The organism is Nonomuraea sp. NPDC001684, assembly GCF_053596515.1.
The window spans coordinates 1-1,056 of sequence record NZ_JBSFGJ010000915.1 but is presented as its reverse complement, the minus strand read 5'-3'; the positions used below and the strand labels follow the sequence as shown (position 1 = coordinate 1,056).

Sequence of the window (1,056 nt, the reverse complement as noted above, 5' to 3'; positions counted from 1 at the left end):
GGAAAATCCTATGTCAGGAGTGGGTCCTCCAGAGAATGCGGGATATTTCCGGTTTGGGGGGCAGGAGGTCGCCCGGCACGTGAAGGTCGTGCAGTCGGGCCAGGGCGCCGACGAGGTGTTCGCCGGTTACAGCTGGTTCCCGCCGCTGGCGGGCGTGCCGCGCGAGCGGGCGGCCGAGGTCTACTGCAGGGAGTTCGCCGACCGCCCGCACGAGGAGCTGTCCGGCGTCCTGGCCCCCGGCTACCTGCTGGACCGGGACGTCAGCGGCGACTTCGTCCGGGAGCACGTGGCGCGGCCGGGCGCCGACACCGCGCTCGACGCCGTGCTGCGCCTGGAGACCACGGCCATGCTGATCGACGACCCGGTCAAACGCGTCGACAACATGACCATGGCCCACGGGCTGGAGGCCCGCACGCCGTTCCTCGACCATGACCTGGTCGAGCTGGCCGCCGCCTGCCCCGACGGGCTCAAACTGGCCCACGGCGGCAAGGGCGTGCTCAAGGACGCCGCCCGCCGGCTGCTGCCCGCGCGGATCGTCGACCGGCCGAAGGGCTACTTCCCGGTGCCCGCCGTCCGGCACGTCGAAGGGGCCCTGCTCGACCTCGTCCGGGACGCCCTCACCAGCGGGGCCGCCCGCGCGCGGGGCCTGTTCCGTCCGGAGTTCGTGCGGCGGCTGCTGGCCGACCCCGAGTCCGACAGGGCGACGACCGGCGTCAACACGCTGTGGCAGATCGGCCTGCTCGAACTGTGGCTCCAGGCCCACCAGATGTGATGCCGGACATCCTCGGCGACCTGTCGCACCTGCCGTCGGTCGCCGCGCTGCGCGCCTGGAACTGCCGCCGGCCCGCGCTGGCGCCCGACAACAGCGCCGTGGCCTTCGTCGGCGACCAGGACGGCGTGCCCCGGGTGTGGGTCCAGCCGCTCGGCGCGGATCTGGACGCGGGGGGGGGGGGCCCCCGGCCCCCCCCCGGCGGGGGCCGGGGGGCCCCGGCCCCCGCCCCGCCCCCCCCGCCGGCCCCCCACGTCGGCGGCGTCGTCCGGGCCGGGCACGACCAC

Annotated in this window: 1 protein-coding gene and 1 pseudogene; both read left to right on the top strand. The window is 75.4% G+C overall.

The window, feature by feature from the left end; all coding sequences use genetic code 11:
* The first annotated feature begins 10 nt into the window (after positions 1–10).
* On the top strand, positions 11–772 hold the full coding sequence (locus tag ACWCSD_RS53055; RefSeq protein ID WP_449927663.1) for an asparagine synthase-related protein: 762 nt from the start codon (positions 11–13) through the stop codon (positions 770–772).
* A pseudogene (locus ACWCSD_RS53050) lies at positions 772–1,056 on the top strand (S9 family peptidase); the annotation flags it as partial. The gene ACWCSD_RS53055 and the pseudogene ACWCSD_RS53050, both read left to right, overlap by 1 nt.

Bases quoted from the DNA above. Each gene is read 5' to 3' on its own strand.
- ACWCSD_RS53055 (WP_449927663.1), top strand. From the start codon at position 11: ATGTCAGGAGTGGGTCCTCCAGAGAATGCGGGATATTTCCGGTTTGGG.